Source organism: Bradyrhizobium sp. WCU1 (genome assembly GCF_053474805.1).
This window is the reverse complement of record NZ_CM130280.1, coordinates 824,263-844,068: the sequence shown is the minus strand read 5'-3', so window position 1 is coordinate 844,068 and position 19,806 is coordinate 824,263. Positions and strand designations below refer to the sequence as shown.

Annotated in this window: 18 protein-coding genes; 12 read left to right on the top strand and 6 right to left on the bottom strand. The window is 64.9% G+C overall.

Annotated features, from left to right (window positions below):
- Nucleotides 1–6: 6 nt before the first annotated feature.
- Both ACTUWL_RS03875 and ACTUWL_RS03870 read right to left on the bottom strand, forming a co-directional pair.
- Complete coding sequence (locus ACTUWL_RS03875) at nt 7–762, bottom strand: GntR family transcriptional regulator (protein ID WP_021082073.1); 756 nt, start codon at nt 760–762, stop codon at nt 7–9.
- A 116-nt stretch (nt 763–878) separates the two neighbouring features.
- A complete protein-coding gene (locus ACTUWL_RS03870; RefSeq protein WP_021082074.1) occupies nt 879–2,291 on the bottom strand; it encodes an MFS transporter in 1,413 nt (470 codons plus the stop codon).
- A 332-nt stretch (nt 2,292–2,623) separates the two neighbouring features.
- Here ACTUWL_RS03870 and ACTUWL_RS03865 point away from each other — a divergent pair, with 332 nt between their 5' ends.
- The 4 genes from ACTUWL_RS03865 (at nt 2,624) to ACTUWL_RS03850 (ending at nt 5,823) form a co-directional block, all read left to right on the top strand.
- Complete coding sequence (locus tag ACTUWL_RS03865; RefSeq protein ID WP_021082075.1) at nt 2,624–3,031, top strand: hypothetical protein; 408 nt, start codon at nt 2,624–2,626, stop codon at nt 3,029–3,031.
- A 119-nt stretch (nt 3,032–3,150) separates the two neighbouring features.
- Entirely contained in the window at nt 3,151–3,948 is a 798-nt protein-coding gene (locus tag ACTUWL_RS03860) for an NYN domain-containing protein (protein ID WP_021082076.1), read from the top strand.
- Between the two features lie 216 nt (nt 3,949–4,164).
- The gene (locus tag ACTUWL_RS03855) at nt 4,165–4,554 is read left to right on the top strand and encodes a DUF1236 domain-containing protein (RefSeq protein ID WP_021082077.1); all 390 of its coding nucleotides are present in this window, start codon (nt 4,165–4,167) and stop codon (nt 4,552–4,554) included.
- Nucleotides 4,555–4,761: 207 nt separating this feature from the next.
- Nucleotides 4,762–5,823 carry a ketopantoate reductase family protein gene (locus ACTUWL_RS03850; RefSeq protein WP_021082078.1) on the top strand — a complete coding sequence of 354 codons (1,062 nt, stop codon included), beginning with the start codon at nt 4,762–4,764 and terminating at the stop codon, nt 5,821–5,823.
- Between the two features lie 62 nt (nt 5,824–5,885).
- Here ACTUWL_RS03850 and ACTUWL_RS03845 read toward each other — a convergent pair whose 3' ends face one another.
- Nucleotides 5,886–6,485: a thiamine pyrophosphate-dependent enzyme gene (locus tag ACTUWL_RS03845; protein WP_021082079.1), complete on the bottom strand. Its 600-nt coding sequence runs from the start codon at nt 6,483–6,485 to the stop codon at nt 5,886–5,888.
- Between the two features lie 8 nt (nt 6,486–6,493).
- Nucleotides 6,494–7,045, bottom strand: a complete 552-nt coding sequence (locus tag ACTUWL_RS03840) for a thiamine pyrophosphate-binding protein (RefSeq protein WP_021082080.1) — start codon at nt 7,043–7,045, stop codon at nt 6,494–6,496.
- Nucleotides 7,046–7,232: 187 nt separating this feature from the next.
- On the opposite strand from ACTUWL_RS03840, the gene ACTUWL_RS03835 reads away from it, so the two are divergent.
- The 5 genes from ACTUWL_RS03835 to ACTUWL_RS03815 all read left to right on the top strand — a co-directional run bounded on the left by ACTUWL_RS03835 (nt 7,233) and on the right by ACTUWL_RS03815 (nt 13,916).
- Complete coding sequence (locus ACTUWL_RS03835; RefSeq protein ID WP_021082081.1) at nt 7,233–8,198, top strand: Bug family tripartite tricarboxylate transporter substrate binding protein; 966 nt, start codon at nt 7,233–7,235, stop codon at nt 8,196–8,198.
- Nucleotides 8,199–8,200: 2 nt separating this feature from the next.
- Nucleotides 8,201–9,097 carry an amidohydrolase family protein gene (locus ACTUWL_RS03830; protein ID WP_021082082.1) on the top strand — a complete coding sequence of 299 codons (897 nt, stop codon included), beginning with the start codon at nt 8,201–8,203 and terminating at the stop codon, nt 9,095–9,097.
- Between the two features lie 15 nt (nt 9,098–9,112).
- Nucleotides 9,113–10,162 carry a hydroxyacid dehydrogenase gene (locus ACTUWL_RS03825; RefSeq protein ID WP_021082083.1) on the top strand — a complete coding sequence of 350 codons (1,050 nt, stop codon included), beginning with the start codon at nt 9,113–9,115 and terminating at the stop codon, nt 10,160–10,162.
- 339 nt (nt 10,163–10,501) lie between these two features.
- Nucleotides 10,502–13,291, top strand: coding sequence for an autotransporter family protein (locus ACTUWL_RS03820; RefSeq protein WP_409873332.1), 2,790 nt, complete (start codon nt 10,502–10,504; stop codon nt 13,289–13,291).
- A 409-nt stretch (nt 13,292–13,700) separates the two neighbouring features.
- Nucleotides 13,701–13,916 carry a hypothetical protein gene (locus ACTUWL_RS03815; protein WP_021082086.1) on the top strand — a complete coding sequence of 72 codons (216 nt, stop codon included), beginning with the start codon at nt 13,701–13,703 and terminating at the stop codon, nt 13,914–13,916.
- Between the two features lie 19 nt (nt 13,917–13,935).
- Here ACTUWL_RS03815 and ilvD read toward each other — a convergent pair whose 3' ends face one another.
- Entirely contained in the window at nt 13,936–15,780 is a 1,845-nt protein-coding gene (gene ilvD / locus ACTUWL_RS03810; RefSeq protein ID WP_021082087.1) for a dihydroxy-acid dehydratase, read from the bottom strand.
- Between the two features lie 217 nt (nt 15,781–15,997).
- Between ilvD and ACTUWL_RS03805 the strand changes: the two genes are divergently transcribed.
- Together ACTUWL_RS03805 and ACTUWL_RS03800 are read left to right on the top strand one after the other, a co-directional pair.
- Nucleotides 15,998–16,555, top strand: a complete 558-nt coding sequence (locus ACTUWL_RS03805) for a carboxymuconolactone decarboxylase family protein (RefSeq protein WP_021082088.1) — start codon at nt 15,998–16,000, stop codon at nt 16,553–16,555.
- Entirely contained in the window at nt 16,530–17,411 is an 882-nt protein-coding gene (locus ACTUWL_RS03800; protein WP_373011987.1) for an SDR family NAD(P)-dependent oxidoreductase, read from the top strand. The genes ACTUWL_RS03805 and ACTUWL_RS03800 overlap by 26 nt, the downstream gene beginning before the upstream one ends.
- 224 nt (nt 17,412–17,635) lie before the next feature.
- Here the strand turns inward: ACTUWL_RS03800 and ACTUWL_RS03795 are convergent, their stop codons facing one another.
- Complete coding sequence (locus ACTUWL_RS03795) at nt 17,636–18,643, bottom strand: LysR family transcriptional regulator (RefSeq protein ID WP_291736210.1); 1,008 nt, start codon at nt 18,641–18,643, stop codon at nt 17,636–17,638.
- Nucleotides 18,644–18,815: 172 nt separating this feature from the next.
- On the opposite strand from ACTUWL_RS03795, the gene ACTUWL_RS03790 reads away from it, so the two are divergent.
- On the top strand, nt 18,816–19,748 hold the full coding sequence (locus ACTUWL_RS03790; protein WP_299108383.1) for an ABC transporter permease: 933 nt from the start codon (nt 18,816–18,818) through the stop codon (nt 19,746–19,748).
- The last annotated feature ends 58 nt before the right edge of the window (nt 19,749–19,806 follow it).

Below are 19,806 nucleotides of genomic sequence, written 5' to 3'. Positions count from 1 at the left end.
AGGTTCCTACAGCGTCGAACGCGCGAAACTCTCGATGTAGTCGATCAGGCTGTCGGAGGCAGCGCCTGCGGCGTCGACGCGGCGCTCGGCGATGGCTTCGGCGACATCGGCATGCAGCCGCGCGGCGAGCGGCAGATCGGCCGCTTCCTTGTAATGCTGGTACCAGAATCGGCGCGACAGGCCGTGCATCAGGCCCATGGCGCGGGAGGCGAATTCGTTGCGCGACGCCGCGGAGATCAGTGTGTTGAACTGATGATCCAGCCGCATGAACAGCAGATCGTCGGACTTTTCCGCTGCGCGCCGCATGCCGGCGGCGATCTCCGAGAACTGCGCACGCTGCTCGCTGGTGGCGCGCTCGGCGGCGCCGCGGGCCATCAGCCGTTCCAGCTCGCGCCGCACCTCGAGCAGGCGGAGTTGGGCGCGAAGGTCGATCTCGGACACCAGCACGCCGCGACGGGCCAGGATGTTGACGAGGCCGTCGCGCGACAGCCGCTGCAGCGCCTCGCGGATCGGGGTACGGCCGATGTCGAGCCGCTTGGCGAGCACGAGCTCGGAGAGCGCGGTGCCCGGAGGCAATTGCAGCGTCACGATCAGCTCTTCCAGCTCGGCATAGGCGCGATCGGTGAGGGTGACGTCGCCCTGCGGGAGAAGGGCTTGCGCGGCAGCGCGCGGCTTGCCGGCGGCGGACGATTGCCGTGCCGGCCGGCGGCTTCCTGCTGCGCGGGCGCGCACCGTGCTGGATCGTTTGCTCGAATCTGCCATCGGGATCTTGCGTGCTGCTGTCCAGCAGATATCTCACACGCCCCGATCGCACTGACAAGGCCGCCCGATCGGCACTGCACCGAATCCGGCGGCGTGCAGCGAACGGCCGCGCATCATCAGTGCGAAATGCTCTCCAGCGTCCGGCCGCGGGTTTCCTCGCCGAGCAGCAGCACCGCCAGCGCTGCCACCACGAACGCGCCGGCGCCGAGCGCGAACACGCCGCTCTGTCCCGCCGCGGGCAGGATCACGCCGATCACATACGGGCCGATCAGCGATCCGATTCGGCCGACCGCGGAGGCGAATCCGGTCCCGGTTGCCCGGACATGGGTCGGATACAGTTCGGGCGTATAGGCGTAGAGCGCCGACCACATGCCGAACAGGAAGAACTGCATGCAGAGGCCCGCGATGACGAGCTGGGTCTGGTCCGCCGCCGAGCCGTAGAAGTGGCAGGCGATCGCGCCGCAGAGCAGGTTCATTGCCAGCGTCGCCTTCCGGCCCCAGGACTCGACGAGCCACGCCGAGACCAGGAAGCCGGGGATGCCCGCGAGCGAAATCAGGATGGTGTAGAACACGGATTTGGTGATCGGGAATCCCTTGGCCTGCAGCAGGGCGCCGAGCCACGTGGTCAGGCCGTAGAAGCCGAGCAGCGCGAAGAACCACACGGTCCACAACATCGTGGTCCGCCTGGCGTAGATGCCCGAAAACAGCGTCCTCAGGCCGGTTGTTGCGGATGCGGGGGCGGGCGCCTGGCGCACGACCGGCGGCAGCTCCTTGCCGCCGATGCGATCGCGGACCCTGCTTTCGATGTCGCGTACGGTCGCTTCGGCCCGCTCGGAATAGCCATGCGAAGCGAGCCAGCGCGGCGATTCCGGAACATAGCGCCGGACCACGAGCACGAACACGGCCGGGATCGCCTGCAGGATGAAGACCCAGCGCCAGTCGGCGGCCTGCAGCACGAAGTAGGTCAACAGGCCCGATGCGATGAAGCCGAGCGGCCAAAATCCCTCGAGGAATGCGATGTAGCGGCCGCGGTTGCTGGCGGGCATGATCTCCGAGACCATCGATTGCGCGACCGGAAATTCCATGCCCATGCCGAAGCCGAGCAGCAGACGGGATGCCCCGAGCGCGGTCGCCGTCGTCGAGAGACCGCAGCACAGGCTGCCCAAGCCCCAGAAGATCATGCTGACCTGGAAGACGCGGGCGCGGCCGAAACGGTCGGCCAGCAGGCCGGCGGAGGCGGCGCCTATGAACATGCCGAGGAAGCTCATGCTGGACAGTAGCCCGGCTTCCGCCGTCGACAGGCCGAAGGTCTGACGGATCGAGCCGAGCACGAAAGTGAGCGCGGCGAGGTCCATGCTGTCGAAGAACCATGCGGTTGCGATGATTCCGAAGATCCAACGCTGATAGGAGGTCAGCGGCAGGCGTTCGAGCCGTGCCGCGATGTCGGCGACCTGCTGTGCCTGCGCGGTTCGCGCGACGGCGGCCGGAGCCAGGCGTCCGGCCGATGCGGTGACGTCGGAAACGGTCATTGCTGTCCTCCCCAGGTGGACGTTGCCGGGCTCTTTTCGGCCCTCTTTCATAAGATGTCACACGGATAGCAGTGATATGTCAATTGGTGATCACCTGCGCGAGGCGCCGGACGGTGCCGAACCGATCGGCGCCTTGCGCGCGCGTTCGGTGATCAGATCGACGATCGGTGCCGTTCCGGAGCGGCATCAAGACCCGGTTAACGGCATCCGAGAAATCGGGGCCTAACGGATAATCCGGCTTTAATGGGGAGCCGACTAAACGTCTCTGGTTGCAGAGTGCCGGATGCCAGGAAGCATCCGATCTTGCGTCCGAAGGAGGCGTATTCCCCGTCATGTCAATTCAGGTCGATTCGGATTTTGCGAGCGACGATCGCGCCAGGGCGCAGATCGGCGCGGCGGTGAGCTACCTGCTCAGGGATACGACCGGCGTCGCGCGTGAGCATGCCGTCGAGACGATTGTCGAGATGGTGCGCGAGATTGCGAGCCGGCCGGCTGGTACCGAAATGGCAACGCTTCAGCCGCTGATGAGCGGCGTCGCCTACCGCGACTTTGTCATCGATGCGTACCGGCGCGACGTCGATCGCTGGCGCGCGACCATCCGCCGCTCTAACGGCAAGAAGATCCGGATCGCCTCGCCGCCGTCGGTGCGTGACGAGGCGACGACGACGGCGGATGCGATCACCGCCGAGAAGGCCATCGAGTTCGCCAGGCGCGCGATCGACCTCGGTGAGGTGATTTGACCCGCATTGCGGGCCGCCGCCGTGGCCCGTCCGGCGGCCACTTGGTCTATGCTTGTCGTCTATGCTTGGGACGCGCGATGTGCGAGTCTTGATCCATCGCATCCCAGCAGAGATATGCCATGCCGTCAGAACTTCGCTCGCCCCGCCTTGCCGTCCTGATCGACGCCGACAATGCATCCGCAAAGATCGCAGATGGATTGTTCGAGGAGATCGCCAAGATCGGCGAGGCCAGCGTGCGCCGCATCTATGGCGACTTCTCCAATCCGAGGTCGAAGGGCTGGGCCGACATCCTGTCCAAGCACGCCATCATCCCGCAGCAGCAATTTGCCTATACGACCGGCAAGAATGCATCCGACATCACCCTCGTGATCGACGCGATGGATCTGCTGCACAGCGGCCGGTTCGATGGCTTCTGCCTGGTGTCGTCGGACAGCGATTTCACACGGCTTGCCGCCCGCATCCGCGAGCACGGCATCGACGTGTTCGGGTTCGGCGAGCAGAAGACGCCCGAGAGTTTCCGGCAGGCCTGCCGCAGGTTCGTCTACACCGAGAATTTGCGCGGCGGCGCGACGAGCAATCAGGATGCCGCCGTGCGTGCCCAGCCATTGCAGCCGCCCGAGGCCGCGACGCCCATCCTCAAGAAGGTGATCGGTCAGATGGCCAGCGAGGACGGCTGGGTGACACTTGGTGAGGTCGGACGGCAACTGGCCAATCTGGCGTCCGATTTCGATCAAAGGACTTACGGCTTCCGCACCTTGAGCGAACTGGTGCGCAGGACCAACGCTTTCGAGATCGAGCAGCCCAAGGGCGGCACGACGCGAATCCGCATCAAGCCGGCGGAGGCGCCGTCGCCGAGCAGGCCAGCTCCAAGGCGGCGAGCGCCGAGACGGCGAGCCGATCAGAAGCCGCCGGAATGAACGGCGCGCGGCTCGGTCCTGTTCCGAGCCATCCCTGAATCTGAACCAACGATGAATGCCGCTTCGGATATCATCCGGAGCGGCTTTCTTATTTGTGCTGGAACCGAAGCGAGTTGCGGCGGAACTGAAATTTGCGCGCAAATTGCCGCGCCGGAACTGGAACGTCTCACTACCTGCGATGTTGAAGGGGCATCTTGCAACTCGGAGGAGGAGAATATGAACAAGCGTTTTGCCGTTTCCCTTGTCGCTGCTGCGTCGCTGTTCGCGTCCGGTTCGGCGTTCGCGCAGTCCACGACCGCTGCTGGCGCCGCCAACGGTGCGCGGACCGGCGGCGAGATCGCGGGCCCGGTCGGCGAGATCGTCGGCGGCACGGTTGGTGCTGCTGTCGGCGCTGGCCTCGAGATTCCGAATGCGGTGATCACCGCGATTCCGCGCGACGAGCCGTCGGTGGTGGTGCAAGAGCGCGTCGTGGTCGGCGAGCCGCTGCCCGACACCGTCGTGCTGCGCCCGGTGCCGCGCTATACCGAATATCGCTACGCGGTCGTCAATGATCGCCGTGTGATCGTCGAGCCGCGCACGCGCCGGATCGTCAAGATCATCGACTGATCGCGCGACGTTGCTAATGGTCGACATCCTCGCGGGCACATCGCCCGCGGGGATTCGTTTGGCCCCATCAATTTTGGTCCCATGAATACCGGCATGGCACGGGTCCGCTTTTTTCATGAAGTGGCCCGTTGGCCTGACGACCGGATCCCTTAGACTGGCCTGCAACGGACGCAGCGAGCGTTCGCGTCAAAAGCAGGGGATGGAAACATGGGCCGCAAGATCGCGATCGTCGGCGCGGGGGCGGTCGGCGGCTATGCCGGCGCGCATATGGTGCAGGCGGGTGAGGACGTCACCTTCATCGATCCGTGGCCCGAGCATGTCGAGCACATGGGCAAGCACGGACTGCGCGTCACCCACGCGATGGATGTCGCCGAATTCTCGGTGCCGGTGCGGGCGCTGCACGTCACCGACGCGCAGCTGCTCGCCAAGGAGAAGCCGGTCGACATCGCCTTCGTCTGCATGAAATCCTACGACACCGCCTGGGCCACCATGCTGATCCGGCAATACCTGGCCGCCGACGGCTACGTCGTGTCGTTGCAGAACTGCATGAATGAAGAGACCATCGCCGGCATCGTCGGCTGGGGCAAGACGCTCGGCTGCATCGCGAGCAGCATCACCGTCAATCTGCCGGAGCCGGGCCACATCCACCGCGGCGCCGGCAAGGGCGGCGCGGCGCATACCGTATTTCGCGCCGGCGAGGTGCATGGCCGCATCACCGCGCGGGCGGAGGAGGTCTGCCGGCTGGTCGCTCATTCCGACAGCGCCAAGGTCACCTCCAATCTCTGGGGCGAGCGCTGGTCCAAGCTCGTGGCCAACGTGATGGGCAACGGGCTGTCGGCCTGCACCGGTCTAGCGGGCAGCGAGGTGCTGCAAAGCGAGCCGTTGCGCCGCTTCTCGACCCGGCTCGGCAGCGAGGCGATCCGCGTCGGCCAGGCGCAAGGCTATCAGCTCGAGGAAATCCTGCATCTGTCGCCCGATACGATCGCCCGCGCCGGCGAGGGCGACGAGGCCGCAACACGCGCCTGCGACGAGCAGCGTCTTAAGGACAGTAAGCGCACCTCATCCGCGCAGCGCCCCTCGATGGGCCAGGACATGCAGAAGGGCCGCCGCACCGAGATCGAATTCCTCAACGGCTTCGTGGTGCGCGAGGGCGAAAAGCTCGGCCTTGCCTGCAACGCCAACGCCGCGCTGACCGACATCGTCAAGCGCGTCGAACGCGGCGAGCTGAAGCCGGATCCAAGGCACATCACCGAGCTGAGGATGAATTGAACCGCGTTCGATATGCGACGAAGCTTTGCTCGCAACGACGGTGAAAATGTTGAGGCGTTCGCCTACAGCAGCTGCCTGACCCCCATGCCATGCATGAACCGCTCGCGGATCTGCACGGGGTCGCGGCGGGTGGTGCCGGTGCCGGGCTTGTCGTCGATGCGGACACCGATCAGCGTCGGGCCTGCGGCTTGTTTCGACTGCTCGATCAGCCGCTCGAAATCGTCCTCGTCGGCGGCCCAGGTGCTGTTGGCGAGGCCGCTCGCGAGTGCCACCGCGACGATGTCGGTATGGCTGGCCGCCGGGGTCGGTTGGCTGCCGGTGATCTGGTAGATGCCGTTGTCCATCACCACCATGGTCAGGTTGTCAGGCGCCAATGTTGCGATGGTCGAGAGGCAGCCGAGCTGCATCAACAGCGAGCCGTCGCCTTCGAGCGCGACCACCCGGCGCTTCGGCTGCGCCAATGCGACGCCGAGCGCGATCGGGAAGGCGAGGCCCATGCTGCCCAGCATGTAGAAATTCTGCGGGCGATGGCCTGCGGCCCAGAGATCGAAATTGGTGTTGCCGATGCCGCCGATCACGGCTTCGTCCTTCAATTTGCTGACGAGGCGCTGGGTCAGATCGAATCGGTTCATCACCTTGGTGTTGCGCTGTGTGCTGGTCATGGCCGATCTCACTTGTCGAAGGTCTTGCCGCCGGTCAGCAGCGGCGAGAGGATCAGCGCCACCGGCGCCTGGGTGGTGATCGCCTGCTTGATCGAGCGGTCGGCGATGAATTCGAGCTCGTCGAGCCTTGTGATGGTGTGATGCTCCATCGCCAGCGAATCCAGCACCGGGCGCATGGTGCGGCAGACCAGCGCCTGGCCGTAGTTGAACTCGCCGAGCGTGCCGCGCTCGGACACGAACATGATCAGCGGGATCTGGTAGGGCACCGCGAGCGAGGCCAGCACGTTGGCGAGCGTGGCAAAGCCCGAGGTCTGCATCAGCACCGCGCCGCGCATTCCGGCCATCCAGGCGCCGGAGACGATGCCGACGGCCTCTTCCTCGCGCGCGGTCGGAAACGTCGTGAAATACGGATCGGCGTGCAGGTTCTTGATCAGCGTGGTCAGCACCCGGTCGGGCACATAGGGCACCAGCTTGATCTCGTTCCGTTTCAGCGTCTGCAGCACGATGCCGTGCCAGGTCGCCCCCGACGTCTGGGACGAGGCTTGTTCCGCGGCCGCCATCCTGTTCTCCCTCATCGTGCGATGCTGATGTTCGCTTACGGATCGAAACTTGACGCCGTGCCCGTGATTGTCAACATGCCGAGGCCGCAACGCGATCTGCGGAATTCGGCCATCGCCGTGCCGAACCGGCGTGCGATACAGGCGGTAACGACAACGGGCGGCAACGATAGCGGGACGGGAGGCGTCGATGACCGGATGGGTCTGGCGGACCGCCATTGCGGCAGCAGCCATGCTTGCGGCCGGCTTTGCGTCCGCGCAGCCATATCCGGCCAAGGCCGTTCACATCCTCGTTCCCTATCCACCCGGCGGCGGCGTCGACGTGCTGACGCGCACGCTGGCTGAAACCGTATCGAAGACCTGGACGCAATCGATCGTGGTCGAGAACCGGCCGGGCGCCGGCGGGGTGATCGCCTCGCAGGCGATCACGGGCTCGGCACCCGATGGCTACAATCTGATCATGGTGGCGAGCGGCCACGCCACCAATCCATTCCTCTATCCGAAGCTGCCCTACGATACGTTCAAGGATTTCTCGCCGATCTCGCTGTTGGCATCGTCGCCCAACGTGCTGCTGGTGCGCGCGGACTCGCCATTCAAGTCGGTCGGCGACGTCATCGCGGCGGCGAAGGCCAAGCCGGGCAGCCTGTCGTTCGCCCATGCCGGCAACGGCACCTCGACCCATCTGGCCGGTGAGCTGCTGAACAGCCTCGCCAAGATCGATCTCAGGGCGATCCCCTACAAGGGCGGCGCGCCGGCGATCAACGACCTGCTCGGCGGGCAGATTCCGATGTCGTTCAACAACGGGCCGGAATCGGTCGGGCAGTTGCAGGCCGGCACGGTTCGCGCGCTGGCGGTGACGACGGCGTCGCGCGCGCCGTTCCTGCCTGACGTGCCGAGTATGTCCGATACCGTGCCGGGCTATGACACCGAGGTGTGGTGGGGCCTGCTCGGTCCCGGCAACATGCCGGCCGATCTGGTGGCAAAGATCTCGCACGATTTCGTCGCGGCGGTGAACACCGAAGCGGTCAAGGAGCGGCTCGGCAAGCTCGGTGCGATCTCGATCGGGTCCACGCCGAACCAGTTCGCCGCCAAGATCAAGGCCGACTACGAAAAATGGGGCCCGATCATCAAGGCCGCCGGCATGAAGGCGGAATAGCGATGGCCGCATCAGAGATCCCCGCCTGCCTGCCGCCGCTTCCCGTGACGCCGCCGCGCGAGAAGCTGCCGCCGAAGGCCTGCGACACGCACGCGCATGTGTTCGGCCCGGCCGACCGCTTCCCCTATGCGGAGAATCGCAGCTACACGCCGCCGGACGCGCCGCTGCAAAACTATCTCGGCATGCTCGATGCGCTCGGCTTCGCCCGCGGCGTGCTCGTGCAGGGCAGCGCGCACGGCCGCGACAATTCAGCGATGCTGGATGCCTTGCAGCGCGAACCCGCGCGGCTGCGCGGCGTTGCGGTGGCCGATGCCGATGTGGCGGCGGGCACGCTGCGGCAATGGCATGTGCTTGGTGTCCGCGCGTTGCGCTTCAACCATTTCTTCCGTGGCGGCCAGTTGCATTATCGCGGCGGCATTCCGCTTGGCGTCGCCGAGACGCATGCGGCTGTGATGGCCGAACTCGGCTGGCACCTGCAGCTCTGGATCGACGTGAAGGATCTGTCCGACACGATCCCGGCGCTGAAGGCGCTGGGCCTGCCGGTCGTGGTCGATCACATGGGCCGCACCGATGCCGCCGCAGGGATCAACACTGCGGGCTTCCAGAGCCTGCTGCGTGCAATAGATGAAGGCTGGTGCTGGGCTAAACTGTCAGGCGCGCATCGCCTGAGCCGGCGCGCGCCGGATTATCCGGATGCGCGGCCGTTTCATGAGGCGCTGGTATCCGCCAATCCTGAGCGGCTGGTGTGGGGCGGCGACTGGCCGCATCCGCGGGTCGAGGGCGAAATGCCCGACGCCGGCCATCTGCTCGACCTGTTCTACGAATGGACTCCGGATGCCGCGACACGTCACCGCATCCTGGTCGACAATCCCGCAAGACTCTATGGCTTCCCAAACTGAGAGCTGCCCGAAGACATGACCGTCAACAACAAGCGCGTGTTCTACGTTAAATACCTCGCCCACGAGATCTATGTCGACATCCTGAAGCAGCGGCCGGATGTCCGGCTCGACCGTCTGGAGAACGACACGCCGGAGGCGCAATTCGCCCCCGTGCTGGCGGATGCGCATGCCTACCAGATCGGCGCCGCCCGCGACGAGCTGGCGCCGCATTTCCATGCCCATGCCGAGCTGCTGAAGCGGGCGCCGAACCTCCTGATCGTCTCCTCGAACGGCGCCGGCTTCGATCCCGTCGACGTCGATGCCTGCACGGCCGCAGGCGTGCTGGTCGTCAACCAGTCCGGCGGCAACGCCAATTCGGTTGCCGAGCATGCGCTCGGCATGATGCTGACGCTGTCGAAGCGGATCATCCAATCCGACCGCCGGCTGCGGCGCGAGGCCAATGTCAACCGCAACGAATTGATCGGCAACGAGCTGAAGGAGAAGACCGTCGGCATCGTCGGCCTCGGCAATGTCGGCCGCCGCATCGCCGAACTGTGCAAGGGGCTCCTGCACATGAAGGTGATCGCCTACGATCCGTATCTTGCAGCAGACGAGATGGCGAAGCGGGGCGGCGAGAAGGTCGAGCTCGACGATCTGCTGCGCCGCGCGGACTTCGTCTCGATCTCCTGTCCGCTCGACAGCAAGAGCCGGGGCATGATCGGCGCGCGCGAATTCGCGCTGATGCAACCGCACGCCTATTTCGTCACCACAGCGCGCGGCTTCATCCACGACGAGAAGGCGCTGGAAGAGGCGCTGCGCGACAAGCGCATCGCCGGCGCCGGCCTCGACGTCTGGGCCAAGGAGCCGCCGCCGCCGGACCATCCGCTGCTGCAGTTCGACAACGTGCTGGCAAGCCCGCACACCGCCGGCGTCACCCGCGAGGCGCGCATCAACATGGGCCGGATCGCCGCCGAACAGATCCTCGATGCACTCGACGGCAAGCGCCCGCCGCGCATCATCAATCCCGAGGTATGGCCGGTGTATGCGAAACGGTTCGAGCAGGCGTTCGGGTTCATGCCGGGGTAGATGCCTCCGCATAGGGTGAGGTGAGCACGCCGGTCAGGCCTGCTCCCGGCGGAGGCCGCGGCTGCGTGCGGCCAAATTATCGAAAACAACCCCATGCAAAGTAGCCGGGCGTTCGGCCAGGCAACTTGACCCGTCGGGCAACTCAGGGGTAAATTTCCAATATTCCGAAATCGCGGAAGTGCCCTGCCTTGCGGGGAGAGATACCGCAAGGGCGCAGGGAACCCCTCCGCCGGTGCGTCCCTCGCGCAAATGGCGTGAGTGAGCCATGAGTAGCTGGTTGCGGCGGAATCCGATCGAGCGCGGTCACAACTCTGTCGCAACTCCACTAAACCCTAAGCTGTGCCTTTCTCGCAACGTGTAACGGAAAAGCTCACAAGAAGTCCGTCTCTTCGTTGTTCCACGACCCGGAGTGCGGCAATCTGTCCCACAAGGGATGCTCTGGGGTGGCTGAAGGTGAAGACCGGGAATATCGCTGTGGTGCCGGATCGGTACCTCGGTGTTGGATTTTGTGCGCGACAAGCGCTTGTTTTGTTATGTGTCGCCCTGTTCGCGTTTGTGGCGCTGATCGTCACCGCCTTGCCCGCCGCGGCTCAAGACGCGAGTTGGAGTGCATTCCCGTTTGCGGGACCCCTTCCCGGGACGCACGATTTCAATACCGGCACCAACTGGACAGGAGGAAGCGTACCGACCGGCACCGCCATGTTCGGTGTCTCGAATGTCACCAGCCTCTCGTTCTCGTCCAACACCAGCGTCAGTGGCTGGACCTTCGACGCCGGGGCTTCCGCCTTTAGTTTCGGCGTGAGCCAGACACTCAATTTCAATGGCGCCGGCATTGTTATCAACGGCGGCAGCGCCACCATCAACATCGGTCAATTTGGCAACCAATTTGGCGCGGTACAGTTCGCAAACGCGAGCACGGCTGGTCGCGCTACCATCAACAACGGCTTCAGTCTCATATTCCGCGGCAGCAGCACGGCGGGCAATGCTGTCATCAACAACAATCTCTTCTTGGACTTCCTTGATTCGAGCACGGCCGCCAACGCCACCATCACCAATAGCGGTGGTATAACGAACATCGAGAATCGCGCCAGCGGCGGCAGCGCGCGCTTCATCCTGAACGGGATCGGCGTACTCGACATTTCGGGCGTCGCGATCGGCGGCACCACGGCCGGTTCGATCGAGGGCGACGGCAATGTCCATCTCGGCGCGAAGACCCTCGCGGTTGGTGGCAACAATCTCTCGACGACATTTTCCGGCGTCATCAGCGGCACCGGCGGGCTGACCAAGGTCGGCGGCGGCACTTTGGCGCTGTTAGGCACCAACTCTTACACGGGCGCAACCACTATCAACGGCGGTACGCTGGAGGTGGACGGCTCGATCGCCAGCTCGTCGAGCGTGACGGTCAATGCCGGCGGCACCTTGAGCGGTACCGGCATCGTCGGTCCCGCGACCGTCAATGCTTTGGATGGGAGCACAACCATCGTTGTGGGGGGGAACGATAGGTTTACGCTGATAGACGTCGGCGGCATCATCGTCATCGTGCCGACCGTCAAGTCCGCCGTCCCGTGGAGCGGCAGTGCCGATCCCGCGGCCGCCCTCACCATCGGCGGCACATTGGCGCCCGGCAGTGCAGCCAACACGACGGGCTCCCTGACCGTCGCCGGCAATCTTGCCTTCCAATCCGGCGCGATCTACGCCGTGCAGGTGACGCCGTCGGTTGCCGCATCGACCAATGTGCTCGGAACCGCGACGCTCGGCGGGGCCACAGTCAACGCGACGTTCGCCAATGGCAGCTACATCTCCAAGCAATATACGATCCTGACGGCGACGAACGGCGTATCCGGGACCTTTGGCGCACTCGCCAACAGCAATCTGCCGGCAAACGTCACCGATACGTTGAGCTACGACGCCACCCACGCCTATCTCAATCTAGTGCTGAACTTCGCGATTCCGGGCGGCGCCAATGCTAACCAGCAGGCGGTCGGCAATGCGCTGAGCAATTACTTCAATGCGACCGGTGGCATTCCGTTGGTGTATGCCGCGTTGTCGCCGCCTCAACTGTCCCAAGCTTCGGGTGAGCTCGGCACGGGCTCGCAACAAACCACGTTCGACGCCATGACCCAGTTCATGGGGGTCCTCACTGATCCCTTCATGAACCGGACCGGATCGGCCACTCCCAGCCCGGGACCTGCCGGCTATGCCGACGAAGCGCTAGGCTACGCGAGCGGCGCACACGACGCGTATGCGATGTTCACCAAGGCGCCGCCGACGCCGTTCGTGCCGCGCTGGAGCGTGTGGGCGGCCGGATTCGGCGGCTCGCAAACCACCGACGGCAATTCTGCGGTGGGATCGAACAACACCACGAGCAGCGTCTTTGGGACCGCCGTCGGGGCCGACTATCTGTTCTCGCCGAACACGATTGCCGGTTTCGCGCTCGCTGGTGGCGGTACCAACTTCAACGTCAACGGCATGGGCTTCGGCCGATCCGACCTGTTCCAGGCCGGTGGCTATGTCCGCCACAATGAGGGGCCGGCCTATATCTCGGCGGCCCTGGCCTATGGCTGGCAGGACGTCACCACCAATCGCACCGTCACCGTCGCGAGCATCGATCAGTTGCGCGCCGAGTTCAACGCAAACGCCTATTCGGGACGGGTCGAAGGTGGCTATCGCTTCGTTACCCCCTGGGCCGGCGGTCTCGGCATCACGCCCTATGCCGCGGGCCAGTTCACGACCTTCGATCTGCCCGGCTATGCCGAGCAGGCCGTCATCCGCTCATCCGCCTTTGCGCTCACTTTCGCTGCGAAGAGCGTGACCGACGTCCGAAGCGAACTCGGCCTCCGAACCGACAAGTCGTTTGCGACGGCCGATGGCGTCCTGACGCTGCGCACCCGGTTCGCCTGGGCGCATGATCATGATCCGGACCGGTCGATCGCCGCGACCTTCCAGGCGCTGCCCGGCGCAAGCTTCGTCGTCAACGGCGCAGCGCAGGCCTCCGATTCCGCGCTGACCACGGCAGCGGTCGAGATGAAATGGCGCAACGGCTGGTCTGCGGCGGCGACTTTTGAAGGCCAGTTCTCCGATGTCACCGCGTCCTACGCCGGCAAGGGGGGCGTGCGCTATACGTGGTGAAGGCGGCTCAAGAATGCTGGAGAAAATCTCCGTCGTTGTGGACGCAAATTAAGCAACAAACCCACTGCCAAAGCGCTGCCTCGCGAAGTGTCCGTTGTTATTTTCCCTGAGATATCGACGGCTTAGCCAGATATCGCCATTTTCCTCCTGTGCCCGACCATTCCGGTACGGAAGGACGATGTGTCATGCGAGGGGTCCAGTCATTGCTCCGCAACGCGCCCGCGAAAATCGGCCGCCGTCTTGCGCAGATCGTCGCGATCGCCGCTGCCAGCCTGCCGCAGGCCGGCGCGTAGTTTTCCACTGCTCGCGAGGCGCCGCAGCCGCGCGCGCCCCGAATTCACTCTCTCCGATCTTGCGTCAGTGCTAGCGTGTGGTCTTCCGGCTCTTCCGGTCCAGCGGGGAGGGTTCCATGTCACGCTTCGTCGTTCATTTCATGAAGGACGTGCTCGGCGGCAATGGCCGCCAGCGCGAGGTCTGCCAGGGCGCACTCGAGATCGACGCCTTGAGCGAAGGTCAGGCCACCGAGATGGCCAAGGTCAAATTCTGCCAGGAACAATCGTTGTGCGACTGGTCCCTGCACGCCGACCGCATCCGAATCGAGGCGGCCGACTTGCAGATGACGTAACGCGCGCGCCTATCGCCGCTTACTCCGGCAGGATGCGAACCGCACCCTTGGCCGCGCTGCTCGCGAACGCCGCATAGGCCTTCAGCGCAGTCGAGACGGCGCGCTTGCGCGGCGCGGCCGGCCTCCATGCCGCGCTGCCCTTGGCCTCCATCGCGGCACGACGCCGCTTGAGTTCGGCATCGTCGACCTTGAGGTTGACCTTGCGGTTCGGGATGTCGAACTCGATGATGTCGCCTTCCTCGACCAGCCCGATCAGGCCGCCTTCGGCGGCTTCCGGCGAGACGTGGCCGATCGACAGGCCGGACGATCCGCCGGAGAAGCGACCGTCGGTGATCAACGCGCAGGCCTTTCCGAGCCCCTTCGATTTCAGATAGCTGGTCGGATACAGCATCTCCTGCATGCCCGGGCCGCCGCGCGGGCCTTCATAGCGGATCAGCACGACATCGCCGGCCTTCACCTTGTTGGTGAGGATGGCTTCGACCGAGGCGTCCTGGCTCTCGAAGATGCGGGCGGGACCTGAGAATTTCAGGATGCTCTGGTCGACGCCGGCGGTCTTCACGATGCAGCCGTCTTCCGCAAGATTGCCGAACAGCACGGCGAGGCCGCCGTCCTTGGAATAGGCATGCGCGGCGTTGCGGATGACGCCCGTTTCACGATCCACATCGACCTCGTCGAAGCGGCGGTCCTGGCTGAAGGCTTCCTGGGTCGGCACGCCGCCAGGTGCTGCCCGATAGAAATTGCGCACCTTGTCGCTCGATGTCCGCACCACGTCCCAGCGGTTCAGCGCGTCGTCCAGCGTCGCGGCATGCACGGTCGGGCCGTCGGTCGTGAGCAGCTTGGCGCGGTCGAGCTCGCCGAGGATCGCCATGATGCCGCCGGCGTGATGCACGTCCTCCATGTGGACGTCCTGCACCGAGGGCGCGACCTTGCACAGCACCGGTACCTTGCGCGAGAGACGGTCGATGTCCGCCATCGTGAACGGCACCTCGCCCTCGCGCGCGGCGGCGAGCAGATGCAGCACGGTGTTGGTCGAGCCGCCCATCGCGATGTCGAGCGTCATCGCGTTCTCGAACGACTTGAAGTTCGCGATGTTGCGCGGCAGCACCTTGGCGTCGTCCTGCTCGTAATAGCGGCGGGCGAGATCGACGATCAGATGGCCGGCCTCGACGAACAGGCTCTTGCGGTCGGCATGCGTCGCCAGCACGGAGCCGTTGCCGGGCAGCGCGAGGCCAAGCGCCTCGGTCAGGCAGTTCATCGAATTCGCGGTGAACATGCCCGAGCAGGAGCCGCAGGTCGGGCAGGCCGAGCGCTCGATCACCTCGACCTCTTCGTCGGTGACGTTGGAATCGGCCGCCGCCACCATCGCGTCGATCAGGTCGACCGCGCGCTTCTTGCCCTTGAGCAGGATCTTGCCCGACTCCATCGGACCGCCCGAGACGAACACGGTCGGTATGTTGAGGCGCAGCGTTGCCATCAGCATGCCGGGCGTGATCTTGTCGCAGTTCGAGATGCAGACCATCGCGTCGGCGCAATGCGCGTTGACCATGTACTCGACGCTGTCGGCGATCAATTCACGCGAGGGCAGGCTGTAGAGCATGCCGTCATGGCCCATCGCGATGCCGTCATCGACTGCAATCGTGTTGAACTCCTTCGCCACGCCGCCGGCCTTCTCGATCTCGCGCGCGACGAGCTGGCCGAGATTCTGCAGATGGACATGCCCGGGCACGAACTGGGTGAAGGAATTCACCACCGCGATGATCGGCTTGCCGAAATCTTCGTTCTTCATGCCGGTGGCGCGCCAGAGGCCGCGAGCACCCGCCATGTTGCGGCCGTGGGTGGTGGTGCGGGAGCGATAGGCGGGCATCATAAATCCTTGGGCTATGGCCATTTTTTAAGGGAGATGGCAGCCCTTATGCCCGCCCATGGATGCGGATTCAAGCGCGGAACCGCATGGCTGAACCCCGCAATTCGGGCAATGCCGGGCGGTCGGCTTGATCTCGGGCGGCGCGGTGCATTAGGTGGACGCGCCGGGAAGCCGGACACGAGACAACGAACAAGAAACAACGAAAAGGGAGTGACACGTGGCAAGGCTGCCCCTGATTGATCCGGATACCACCGGCGGCGACATCCGCGCGGCGTTCGACCGCATGCCGGTCAAGCTCAATATCTTCCGCATGATGGCCCATGCCGAAGCCAATGCGATTCCGCTGATGCGGCTCGGCAATTCGATCCTGCACAAGCAGAAACTGTCCGCGGTCAACCGCGAGCTCTTGATCCTGCAGGCTGCGCAGCTCGAGGGCGGCGCCTATGAGTGGCGCCAGCACGTCCCGATCGCGCTCGGCGTCGGCGTCACCCAGGCGCAGATCGATGCGGTCGAGCGCGGCCTTTACGACGATGCCGCGCTCAACGCCGCCGAACGCGCGCTGCTTACCTTCGGCCGCGAGGTGGTCGAGAAGGTGCGGGTCGGCGATGCGGCCTTTGCCGGCGTTCGCAAGCACTTCAGCGAGCAGGAGATCGTCGAGGCGATCATAGCTCTCGGCTTCTACATGATGATGGCGCGGCTGACGGAGGCGACCGAGACCGATCTCGATCCGGCCGCCGGCATGGCGGTCTATGAGGGCGGCAAGAAGCGGGGTTGATGGGATGTCGGAGACTTCACAAGACACCAAGCCAGAGCGCTATATCCGTCCGCTGAGCGCGGAATCCTCCGGCACTGCGCCGGGCAGGGGACGCCTCGACGGTCGCCGCATTCTGGTGGTCGGCGGCGGCCAGCGCGTGTTCGATGCGGCGACCGATCCGATCGGCAACGGCCGCGCCATGAGCCTGCTGTTCGCGCGCGAGGGGGCGCAGGTCGCGGTCGCAGACCTCAACCGCGCCTCCGCCGACGACACAGTTGCGCGGATCGCCGCTGACGGCGGCCGCGGCTCCGCCATCGCGGCCGACGTCACCAAGGAAGCCGACGTCATCAGGATGATTGATGAAGCTCATCACGCGATGGGCGGGCTCGACGGCATGGTGCTCAACATCGGCACCTTCGGCAAGACCGGGCTCGACAATGTCAGCGCCGAAGAATGGAACAGGATCTACGACGTCAATGTCCGCGGTCCCATGCTGTGCTGCCGTGCCGCCCTGCCGAAATTCGAAGACGGCGGCTCGATCGTCTTCATCTCCTCGATCGCGGCGCTGAAGGCGGGATCGCAGATGGCGGTCTACGATTCCTCCAAGGCGGCGCTCGGCGGCCTGATGCGCAACATCGCGCATACCGGCGCGCGGCGCGGCATCCGCGCCAATCTGGTCTATCCGGGACTGGTGGACACGCCGAACGGCCGCGAGGCCGGCGCCGGCCGGCCGTCGCGCGGCAAGAGCCAGGTCCCGTTCGGCCGTCAGGCGACGGCCTGGGAGATCGCCTATGCGGTGTTGTTCTTCATGTCGGATGAAAGCGTCTATGTCACTGCCCAGACGCTCGCGGTGGATAGCGGGCTGAGTGGAATGTAGCCGATCGGATCAGGTCGAACAGCGCCACGACGGCGCTGCGCTCCTTCGCCCCGTTCTTACGGGATCGAGACAAGCCAAGCTTGCTCTTAGGGGGTGGGGTGAGGGGCTGTCTCCGCGCAGACGGTAGCAACTCAACCCGCGGCGACTCCCCCTCACCCGCATCGCATCTTCGATGCGATGCGACCTCTCCCCGCAGGCGAGGCGAGGTGAAGTGCAGCGCATCGCTATTCGGCGGCGATGCTGGTGGAAATCGCAAGCGCCACCTTCGGGCCGGTCTTCGCCGCGCGGCGGTTCTTCTTGGCGAAGCGACTGCCGGCCAAGAGCGCGGCGGCGGCGCGGAGTTGCTCGCGCAGCCATTGATTGGTGGTGTCGCCCTCGGCGGTGGCGTGCCAGTAGAGATAATTGACGTGCGGGCTGATCGGGAACGGGCAGGGGAAGCACTGCAACAGCCCGGGGTCCTCCAGCACGGAAGCTGCGCTTTCCGACGCCGTCAGCAGCATGTTGCTGCGGCTCACGACATGGCAGGCGGTCGCGAAATTCTGGCAGGTCAGGCGGACGGTGCGCGTCAGGCCGAGGCGCTGCAGCTGGAAATCCTCAAACGACACGCCGCTGCGCCGCGACGTCACGCAGACATGCTCCATGCGCAAATAGGCCTTCTTGTCGAGCCGCGCGCGGAGCTCGGGATGGCCGCGCCGGGCGAACACGGCGATATGCTCGGTCAGGATCTGCTCGCGCCGTACCTCGGTCGACAGCGGCAGCAGCGTGTCGATCGCGACATCGAGCGTGCCGGCAGCGAGTTCCCGCTCCAGATTGTTGCGCTCGCTGCGCACGGTGGCGATCTCGACCAATGGCGCGACCGCGCTGATCCGGTTGACCAGCGCGCTCAGCATCGGCGCCTCGAGATTGTTGCGCAGCCCGATCACGAAGCGCTTCGGCGTCTTCGCCGGATCGAAGCGGTTGGTGTGGGTCAGCGTCGTCTCGAGGCCGTTGAGCGCTTGGCGCACCGTGGTGATGATCTGGCGTGCCAGCGGCGTCGGCGTCATCACGTGGTGGCGGCGCACGAACAGCGGATCGTTGAACATGGCGCGCAGCCGGCTCAGCGCGTGGCTCACCGCGGGCTGCGTCAGGTTGAGGCGGAAGCAGGCGCGGCTGACGCCGCCCTCGGTGTAAACCGCGTCGAACACGACGAACAGGTTCAGATCGATATCGCGCACATGCATGGAAATAATCAATCCGTATCCGTCGAATGCATTTGACGAATATGAGTTGGCACTCTTAAAGTCTCAAGCAAAATAATATCTGGAGGAAACGATGAGCGTGCAATCGCCATCGCGCGGCGTTGCTGTCCCTGTGGCATCATCTCGCTCGGGCTCAATGTTCGCAAAGCCGAGCCAGGAGCAGATCGTGCTCCTGATCACGATCGCGCTTCTGGTCGTATTCGGCCTGACCCTGAACGGTTTCGCCACCGTCTCCAACCTGCTCAATCTGTTGCGCAGTATTTCCATCCTCGGCGTGCTCGGCCTCGGCATGGGGCTGATCGTGATCAGCCGCGGCATCGACCTCTCCGAGGTCGCGATCATGGCGGGTTCCTGGGCGATCGCGCTGATCTATATGCAGAACGGGATGCCGGTTTTCACCGCAGTGCTGCTGGCGCTGGCAATCGCGGTGCTGATCGGCGTCGTCAACGGCGTGATGGTCGCCTTCGTCGAGGCTCCGGCGCTGTTCGTGACGCTCGCCGCAGGTTTCGTGATCTACGGCCTCGCGTTCTGGATCGCGCCAGCCTGGGTGGTCTACGCGCCGAAGGACGCGCCGGGCCTGATGTATCTCGGCGCCGGACGGCTGTTCGGCATCCCGGTTCCAATCCTGGTGTTCGCGGCCTGTGCGATTGCGATGCATTTGTTCCTGTCGCGCACCTCGGTCGGCCGCTTCATCTATGCGCAGGGCGACAATCCGGAAGCCGCGCGGCTGACCGGCATTCCGCTGCGGCCGCTGATCGTGCTCGAGCACGTGCTGGTTGCAGTGCTCGCCTGGATTGCAGGCCTGGTCTGGGTCGGCACGACAGGCAGCATGCAGATGGCGATCACGCAGGGGACCATGATCTTCGACGTCGTGCTGGTCGTCGTGATCGGCGGCATCAGCCTGATCGGCGGCCGCGGCAGCGTGTTCAGCGTCGTGGTCGGCTGCGTCCTGATCGGCACGCTGCTCAACGCCTTCACCATCATGGACGTCAACAGCGAGGTGCAGAACATCATCAAGGGCGTGGTGCTGCTGGCCGCGATCGTGCTCGACAACTGGCTGCATCCCCGCGACGAGGAGACCGCGCGGCAAGGGGACTGAAACAAGGCGATTGAACCAAGGCGACTAGCGCTTCGCGCCAATCAAAACAAATCCAAAT